Source organism: Xenophilus sp. (genome assembly GCF_044462705.1).
Taxonomy (GTDB): Bacteria; Pseudomonadota; Gammaproteobacteria; order Burkholderiales; family Burkholderiaceae_C; genus Xenophilus; species Xenophilus azovorans.
The window spans coordinates 1-8,569 of the sequence record NZ_JBIQNC010000198.1; the positions used below are offsets into that span (position 1 = coordinate 1).

The window sequence follows — 8,569 nt, forward strand, 5'->3', positions numbered from 1 at the left end:
GCGGCGGGATTCGAACTCGCGACCCTCTGCTCCCAAAGCAGATGCGCTACCAGGCTGCGCTACGCTCCGACAAGCGCGCGATTCTATCGTTTCTGGTATTGGGTCTTGCCGAAGAGGATGTCGCGCGACTTGTCGTCGGTGAGCGGCTTGCGCAGGTCGGCCATCACCTGCACGGCGCGCTGCACGGCCGGCCGCGCGGCGATGGTGTCGAACCACTTCTTCAGGTGCGGGTAGTCGGTGAGCACGATGCCCTGGTTCTGCCAGCTGCGCAGCCACGGGAAGATGGCGATGTCGGCGATGCTGTAGTCGTCGCCGGCGATCCAGGGCGTGCGGCCCAATTGCCGATCGATCACGCCGTACAGGCGCTTCGCCTCGTTGGTGTAGCGGTCGATGGCGTAGGGGATCTTCTCGGGCGCATACAGGCGGAAGTGGTGCGCCTGGCCCAGCATGGGGCCGACGCCGCCCATCTGGAACATCAGCCACTGCAGCACCTGGTAGCGCGCGCGGTCGCCTTCGGGCAGGAAGCGGCCGGTCTTGCCCGCCAGGTAGACGAGGATGGCGCCGGACTCGAACAGCGAGATCGGCTGTCCGTCCGGGCCCTGCGGGTCGACGATGGCCGGGATCTTGTTGTTCGGGCTGATCGCCAGGAAGCCGGGCTCGAACTGCTTGCCCTTGCCGATGTTGACGGGGTGCACGCGCCAGGGCAGGCCGCACTCCTCCAGCATGATGTGGACCTTGTGGCCGTTGGGCGTGGGCCAGGAATGGACTTCGATCGGCGCTTGGGGCATGGCAGGGCGGGAGAGGGTGAAGAACAGGCGCACCAGCTTATACCGGGCGGCGCGGCGGCGCCCGCCGTCATGCAATTGCCACAGTCATGACATGCGCGCTTCATGGGGCCTGCGCAGACTGCCGCGCAACCCACAGTCAAAGCCCTTTTCTTCCGAAGCACCGAATGAAAGAACTCCCGACGCCGACCCTCGCCCTGGCCCGCCTCGGGCTGCGCGGCACCGTGTGGCCCGAGGCCGCCGCCCCCGCCGCGCCGCCGGCCGCGCCCGCGGCGTCCTCCGGCCTGACGGTCGGCTGGGCCCGCCACCAGGACGAGGTCCGCGCCGCGCAGCGGCTGCGCCACGAGGTGTTCGCCGGCGAGATGGGCGCGCGCCTGGCCACGCCGCTGCCGGGCCACGACGTGGACCTGTTCGACGACTTCTGCGAGCACCTGCTGGTGCGCGAGGAGGCCTCCGGCCGCGTGATCGGCACCTACCGCGTGCTCACGCCCGCGCAGGCGCGCCGGGTCGGCGGCACCTACAGCGACACCGAGTTCGACCTCACGCGCCTGCGCAGCCTGCGCACGCGCATGGTGGAGTTGGGCCGAAGCTGCGTGCACCGCGACCACCGGCAGGGCGGGGTGATCCTGGCGCTGTGGGGCGCGCTGGCGGACTTCATGCACCGCAACCGGCTGGACACCATGATCGGCTGCGCCAGCATCCCGATGAACTGGCACGGCGCAGCCTGCGGCGACGCGGCCGCCAGCATCTGGCGCCAGGTGTCGGCCACGCACATGGCGCCCATCGAGTACCAGGTGCAGCCGCGCCTGCCGCTGCCGGTGGACCGGCTCGACGGCACGCTGCCGGTGGAGCCGCCGGCGCTGATCCGCGGCTACCTGCGCCTGGGCGCGCGCGTGCTGGGCGCGCCGGCCTGGGACCCGGACTTCAACACCGCCGACCTGCCCATGCTGCTGCGCATCGCCGACCTGCCGCCGCGCTGGCGGCGCCAGTTCGGCGCCGCCTGAGGCCGTCGGGGGCGCGGGCCGGGTGGTGTCTGTCACGAGAATGTCATGTGGCTGAATGACACTTCCATGACAGTTGTTCATGCGACTGTCATGTCAGTCCCCCAACCGCCCGCCATGCCATCGAATTCCGAGCCCGCGCGCGACACCGCCCCACGCGACGCCGTCCCGTCGACCGAACTCCCCGCGGTGCCGCCGCTGCCGGCGCCGCCGCCCGTGCGGCCGGCGGTCCGGCCCGCGCCGGCGCTGCTCGACCGCGACCACAGCATCCTCGCTTTCAACCGCCGCGTGCTCAACTGGGCCGAGCGGCCCGAGGTGCCGCTGCTGGAGCGCCTGCGCTACCTGTGCATCGTCTCGTCCAACCTGGACGAGTTCTTCGAGGTGCGCGCCGCGCCGCACCTGCAGGCGGCGGCCGCGGGCGAGCTCACGGGCAACTACACCACCGGGTCCTTCGAGCGCCTGGCCGACGCGGCGCACGCGCTGGTCGAGCGCCAGTACGCGCTGTACAACGACGAGCTGTTGCCCGCCTTCGCGCGCGAGGGCATCCAGGTCATCTCGCACGGCCGGCGCGACGCGGCGCAGCGCAAGTGGGTGCAGGAGTACTTCGAGCGCGAGGTGCGGCCGCTCTTGGTGCCGGTGGGCCTGGACCCGGCGCACCCCTTCCCGCAGGTGGCCAACAAGACGCTGAACTTCATCGTGCGGCTGGCCGGCAAGGACGCCTTCGGCCGCGAGAACCCGATCGCCATCCTCAAGGTGCCGCGCGTGCTGCCGCGCCTGATCCGCATGCCGGCCAGGGTCTCGGGCGGCAAGACGCTGGTGGTGGCGCTGTCCAGCATCGTGCGGGCGCACCTGCATTCCATGTTCCCGGGGCGCGAGGTGGGCGAGTTCTCGCAGTTCCGCGTCACCCGTCACTCGGACCTGGCGGTGGACGAGGAGGACGTGAAGAACCTGCGCACCGCGCTGCGCCAGGGCCTGCAGCACCGGCACTACGGGCAAGCCGTGCGGCTGGAGGTCTCCAGCAGTTGCGCGGAGTCGCTGGCGAGCTTCCTGCTCGCGCAGTTCAACCTGCCGCCGCAGGCGCTGTACCGCGTGCACGGGCCGGTGAACCTCGCGCGCTTCGCGCAGCTGATCGACCTGGCCGACGAACCGCGCTTCAAGGAACTGCACTTCCCGCCCTACGTGCCGTCCTACCCCCTGCATCTCTCGCCCGGCCAGTCCTTCTTCGACCGGCTGCAGCGCGGCGACGTGATGATCCACCAGCCCTTCGAGAGCTTCGACGGCGTGCTCGACTTCCTGCGCGAGGCGGTGAGCGACCCCGACGTGCTGGCCATCCGCCAGACCATCTACCGCACCGGCGCCGACTCGGAGCTGATGGACCTGTTGCGCGAGGCGGTGCGCCGCGGCAAGGAGGTCATGGTGGTGCTGGAGCTGAAGGCCCGCTTCGACGAGGAGGCCAACATCAACTGGGCCGAGGCGCTGGAGTCCATCGGCGCCCAGGTGGTGTACGGCGTGGTCGGCCTGAAGACGCACGCGAAGATGCTGCTCGTCACCCGGCGCGAGGGCCGCCGGCTGGTGCGCTACGGGCACCTGTCGACCGGCAACTACAACCCGAGGACGGCGCGCCTGTACACCGACATCAGCCACCTCACGGCCGACCCGCTGCTCACCGCCGACATGGAGGCCGTCTTCGTCCACCTGGCCGGCCTGAGCCGCCTGCCGAAGATGAACCGCATGTGGGTGGCGCCCTTCCACCTGCACCGGCAACTGGTCGAGCGCATCGACGCCGTGGCCGACGCCGCGGTAGCCGGGCAGGACGCGCGCATCGTCGCCAAGATGAACGCGCTGACCGACGAGGCGCTGATCGCCGCGCTGCTGCGCGCCGGGCGGCGCGGCGTGCGCATCGACCTCATCGTGCGCGGCGCCTGCATGCTGCCGGCGCAGGTGCCGGGCGTGAGCGAGAACATCCGCGTGCGCTCGATCATCGGGCGCTTCCTGGAGCACTCGCGCGTCTTCTACTTCCGCGCCGGCGAGGACGAGGACCTGTACCTGTCCAGCGCCGACTGGATGAACCGCAACATGATGCGCCGCGTCGAGCTGGCCTGGCCGGTGACCGACCCGGTGCTGCGCCAGCGCCTGATCGACGAGTGCCTGGTGGCCTACCTGCACGACGGCCGCGACGCCTGGGAGCTGGGCGCCGACGGCGTGTACCGCCGGGTGGACGGCGACACGCATCCCGGCGAGGAGGGCGCCTCGCGTGCGATCGAGGCGCACGGCGCGCAGCAGGCGCTGATGGACCGCTACGCCTCCCGCGGCCGCACCCGCGAAGCCCTGCGCGATTGACGAGACCGATGAAACAGACCCCCAACTCACCGCTTCGCGGTTCGCTGCCCCCCAAGGGGGCGCGTCAGTGCCTTCGGGCGGCCGGGCGGCACTGACATGGACCTGATCCTCTGGCGCCACGCCGAAGCCGAAGACTGGACCGAGGGCTGCGACGACCTGGAGCGTTCGCTCACGGGCCGCGGCGAGAAGCAGGCCAAGCGCATGGCCGCCTGGCTGGACCGCCAGCTGCCCGACGGCACGCGCATCCTCTGCAGCCCGGCGCGCCGCTGCGAGCAGACCGTGCTGGCGCTGGGCCGCAAGTACAAGCTGCGCCCGGAGCTGGCGCCCGAGGCGACGGCCGACGGCCTGCTGGAGGCCGTCGGCTGGCCCAACGGCAAGTCGGTGGTGCTGCTGGTGGGCCACCAGCCCGCGCTCGGCCAGGTGGTGGCGCGGCTGATGGGCCTGAAGCAGGACAGCTGCGCCGTGCGCAAGGGCTCGGTGTGGTGGCTGCGCACCCGCGAGCGCGACGGCGAGGTGCAGACGGTGATGGTGACCGTCCAGGCGCCGGAACTGATGTAGCCGGGCGGCGGCGCGCCGCGCTCAGCGCACGTCCAGCGCCAGCCGCCAGCCGCTCTTCTGCCAGGCCAGCACTTCCTCGCGCAGCAGGTGGGCCGACTGCGGATGGCGCTCGGCCCAGTCGGCCGTGCAGCGGATGCCGAAGGCGCGGGGGCCGGCCGCTTCCAGGGCCAGCGCGCCGGGGGCCGGGTCGCGCCGCGCGTGGCACAGGATGACCGCCAGCCGCAGCGACAGCAGCTGCGCGGCGAAGGCCTCGTCGGCGGCCAGCGAGGCTTCCACCTTGCGCAGCTTGCCGCGGTGGCCCAGCACGAGCTGGCTGAGCACGTGCATCTCGTTGACGGTGAAGCCCGGCGCATCGACGTTGTCGAGCACGTAGGCGCCGTGCTTGTGGTAGTCGCTGTGCGAGATCTGCATGCCCACCTCGTGCAGCTGCGCCGCCCAGCGCAGCTTGCGCAGGCTGCGGCCGGCGCGGCTGGTGGTGGCGCCGCCGCGCGCCTCGGGCACGAGCTGCAGGTACAGCGCCGAGGCGGTGTCGCCCACGCGCCGCGCCTGCTGCGCGTCGGCGCCGAAGCGCGAGGCCAGCCGCTGGACGGCGCTGTCGCGCAGGTCCGCCACGCCTTCGTCGCGCTCCAGCAGTTCGTACAGCACGCCGTGGCGCAGGGCGCCCTGCGCCACGTTCATGCGCTCGATGTCGAGCAGGGAGAAGAGCGCCCGCAGCACGGCCAGGCCGCCGCCGATGACGGCCTTGCGGTCTTCGCGCAGGCCCTCCAGGCGCAGCTTGTCGGCGCTGCCGGCCTTGAGCAGGCGCTCCAGCAGCCAGTCCAGCCCCTCGCGCGTGACCATGCCCGGCGCGCCGCCCGCGGCGGCGAGGATGTCGCCCACCGCGCCGATGGTGCCGGAGGCCCCGTAGGCCACGTCCCAGCGGTCGCGCGTGCAGAAGCCGAGGGCGTCGTCCAGCACCGCCTGCGCGGCGATCTCGGCGTGGCGGAAGGCGCCGGCGGTGAACTGGCCCTGGGCGAAGTGCTTCATCGACCAGGCGACGCTGCCCACGCGGTAGGACTCGGTCGCCAGCGGCTCCAGCCGCCGGCCGACGATCAGCTCGGTGGAGCGTCCGCCGATGTCGATGACCAGCCGGCGCTCGGCATCGCTCGCCTCGCCCTGCGGCAGCAGGTGCGCCACGCCCTGGTAGATCAGGCGCGCTTCCTCGCGGCCGGGAATGACGTCGATGCCGAAGCCCAGCACAGTGCGCGCGCGCAGCAGGAACTCGTCGCGGTTGCGCGCCTCGCGCAGCGTCTGCGTGGCCACGGCGCGCACCTGGGCGCGCTTGAAGCCGGCCAGCCGCTCGCCGAAGCGGGCCAGCGCGTCCCAGCCGCGCTGCATCGCCTCGGGCGTGAGGTTGCGTGCGCTGTCCAGGCCATTGCCCAGGCGCACGGTTTCCTTGTGGTATTCGCTGCGGTGGATCTGGTCGTGGTCCACCTGCCCGATTTCGAGGCGGAAGCTGTTCGAGCCGAGGTCGACGGCGGCGAGGCGGGTGCCGTTCTGCATGAAAGAGGTGCCGGGCAAAGCCTGGATGGTAACGGCGCGCCCGGGGCCGCCATGGTGTGCGGGCCGTGTGACAACCGCGTGACGGCGTCATCTTCCGTTCACGGCGGCGAATGCGTTCCTCACTCGGCAGCGCGGCATTTTTTCGTGTCACATCGCTGTCACACAAGCTTCCTACAGTCCGCGGCAACCCCCGGTCCGGGGCGCATGACTCCCTTCGAAAGGAAGCCCGAATGAACACCATCCTCCGATTCGCCTCCGTCGGCCTGGCCGCGGCCACCGCCTTCTCCGCTGCCTTCGCGCAGGAAGCCACCGGCGCCGGCGCCAGCTTCCCGGCGCCGCTGTACGCCAAGTGGGCGGCCGACTTCAACAAGGCCACCGGCGTGAAGATCAACTACCAGTCGGTCGGCTCCGGCGCCGGCCTCAAGCAGATCGAGGCCAAGACGGTGGACTTCGGCGCCTCCGACGCGCCGCTGAAGGACGAGGACCTCAGCGCCAAGGGCCTGCTGCAGTTCCCCACCGTGATCGGCGGCGTGATCCCCGTCGTGAACATCCAGGGCATCAAGCCGGGCGAGCTCAAGCTCAGCGGCCAGGTGCTGGGCGACATCTACCTGGGCAAGATCACCAAGTGGAACGACCCGGCCATCAAGGCGCTCAACGGCTCGCTGAACCTGCCCGACGCCGCCATCGCCCCGGTGCGCCGCGCCGACGGCTCCGGCACCAGCTTCCTGTTCACCAACTACCTGAGCAAGGTCAACGCCGAGTGGAAGGACAAGGTGGGCGAGGGCACCGCCGTGAACTGGCCGACCGGCGCCGGCGGCAAGGGCAACGAGGGCGTGGCCGCCTTCGTGGGCCGCCTGCCCAACTCGATCGGCTACGTCGAGTACGCCTACGTCAAGCAGAACAAGATGACCTACGCGCTGCTGCAGAACCAGGCCGGCAAGTTCGTCGCCCCCGATGACGCCGCCTTCAAGGCCGCCGCCGCCGGTGCCGCCTGGGACAAGAGCTTCTACCAGATCCTGACCAACCAGCCGGGCGAGGGTTCGTGGCCCATCACCGGCGCGACCTTCATCCTGGTGCACAAGGTGCAGGACAAGCCGGCCCAGGGTTCGACCGTGCTGCGCTTCTTCGACTGGGCCTACAAGAACGGCGACAAGACCGCCGGCGACCTGGACTACGTGCCGATGCCCGCCAGCGTGAAGACGGCCATCGTCAAGGCCTGGTCCGACGTCAAGGACGGCCAGGGCAAGTCGATCGCGCTGGACTGATCGCCGCCGCCCGCACACACACAAGAAGAAACCACGAGGGCCGGCCGTTGAGTGCAAGCACCTTGCCTGAGCGCCGGCCCGCAACGGAGCACGCCTTGTCTTCCACCCTCACGGCCGACCCCGGCGCGCTGGAGCTGAGCCCGGCCCGCGCCGGCGCGCGCGCGGCCACGCCTCCTCCCGCCAAGAAGGCCCGCTCGGGCCCGATGGCCGACCGGCTCTTCGGCTGGGCCGCCAAGGGCGCCGCGCTGCTGACGCTGGCGCTGCTCATCGGCATCCTGCTGTCGCTCATCGTCGGCGCCTGGCCCGCGATCGCCAAGTACGGCCTGGGCTTCCTCACCAGCAGCGTGTGGGACCCGGTCACCAACGAGTACGGCGGCCTGGTGATGATCTACGGCACGTTGGCCACCTCGCTCATCGCGCTGGTGATCGCCGTGCCGGTGAGCTTCGGCATCGCGCTGTTCCTCACCGAGCTGTCGCCCTCCTGGCTCAAGCGCCCGCTGGGCACCGCTATCGAGCTGCTGGCCGCGGTGCCCTCCATCGTGTACGGCATGTGGGGCCTGCTGGTGTTCGGGCCGATCCTTTCGACCTGGGTGCAGCAGCCGCTGCAGAAGCTGCTGGCGGGCGTGCCGTACCTGGGTGCGCTGGTGTCGGGCCCGCCGGTGGGCATCGGCATCCTGTCGGCCGGGATCATCCTGGCCATCATGATCATTCCCTTCATCGCCTCGGTGATGCGCGACGTGTTCGAGGTCACGCCGCCGCTGCTGAAGGAATCCGCCTACGGCCTGGGCTCGACCACCTGGGAAGTGGTGAGCAAGGTCGTGCTGCCCTACACCAAGGCCGGCGTCGTCGGCGGCATCATGCTCGGCCTGGGCCGCGCGCTGGGCGAGACGATGGCCGTCACCTTCGTCATCGGCAACATGAACCAGCTCAACTCGCTGTCGCTGTTCGAGGCGGCCAACAGCATCACTTCGGCCCTGGCCAACGAGTTCGCCGAGGCCGGCGCCGGCCTGCACCAGGCGGCGCTGATGTACCTGGGCCTGGTGCTGTTCTTCATCACCTTCGTCGTGCTGTCGCTGTC

7 protein-coding genes are annotated in these 8,569 nt (G+C 70.9%); 5 read left to right on the forward strand and 2 right to left on the reverse strand.

Annotated features, from left to right (window positions below; all coding sequences use genetic code 11):
- Positions 1 to 83: 83 nt before the first annotated feature.
- On the reverse strand, positions 84 to 788 hold the full coding sequence (locus ACIY1X_RS21740) for a glutathione S-transferase family protein (protein ID WP_399684623.1): 705 nt from the start codon (positions 786 to 788) through the stop codon (positions 84 to 86).
- A 164-nt stretch (positions 789 to 952) separates the two neighbouring features.
- Between ACIY1X_RS21740 and ACIY1X_RS21745 the strand changes: the two genes are divergently transcribed.
- The 3 genes from ACIY1X_RS21745 (at position 953) to ACIY1X_RS21755 (ending at position 4,684) form a co-directional block, all read left to right on the forward strand.
- On the forward strand, positions 953 to 1,789 hold the full coding sequence (locus tag ACIY1X_RS21745; protein WP_399684626.1) for a GNAT family N-acetyltransferase: 837 nt from the start codon (positions 953 to 955) through the stop codon (positions 1,787 to 1,789).
- Between the two features lie 114 nt (positions 1,790 to 1,903).
- Positions 1,904 to 4,126, forward strand: coding sequence for a polyphosphate kinase 1 (gene ppk1, locus ACIY1X_RS21750; RefSeq protein ID WP_399684629.1), 2,223 nt, complete (start codon positions 1,904 to 1,906; stop codon positions 4,124 to 4,126).
- Positions 4,127 to 4,222: 96 nt separating this feature from the next.
- Positions 4,223 to 4,684, forward strand: coding sequence for a SixA phosphatase family protein (locus tag ACIY1X_RS21755; RefSeq protein ID WP_399684632.1), 462 nt, complete (start codon positions 4,223 to 4,225; stop codon positions 4,682 to 4,684).
- Positions 4,685 to 4,705: 21 nt separating this feature from the next.
- Here ACIY1X_RS21755 and ACIY1X_RS21760 read toward each other — a convergent pair whose 3' ends face one another.
- Positions 4,706 to 6,226: an exopolyphosphatase gene (locus ACIY1X_RS21760; protein ID WP_399684635.1), complete on the reverse strand. Its 1,521-nt coding sequence runs from the start codon at positions 6,224 to 6,226 to the stop codon at positions 4,706 to 4,708.
- A 230-nt stretch (positions 6,227 to 6,456) separates the two neighbouring features.
- Here ACIY1X_RS21760 and pstS point away from each other — a divergent pair, with 230 nt between their 5' ends.
- Together pstS and pstC are read left to right on the forward strand one after the other, a co-directional pair.
- Positions 6,457 to 7,491 carry a phosphate ABC transporter substrate-binding protein PstS gene (gene pstS, locus ACIY1X_RS21765; protein WP_038215768.1) on the forward strand — a complete coding sequence of 345 codons (1,035 nt, stop codon included), beginning with the start codon at positions 6,457 to 6,459 and terminating at the stop codon, positions 7,489 to 7,491.
- Between the two features lie 203 nt (positions 7,492 to 7,694).
- Positions 7,695 to 8,569: phosphate ABC transporter permease subunit PstC (gene pstC, locus ACIY1X_RS21770; RefSeq protein WP_399684638.1), on the forward strand; the 875-nt coding region annotated here is incomplete at its 3' end.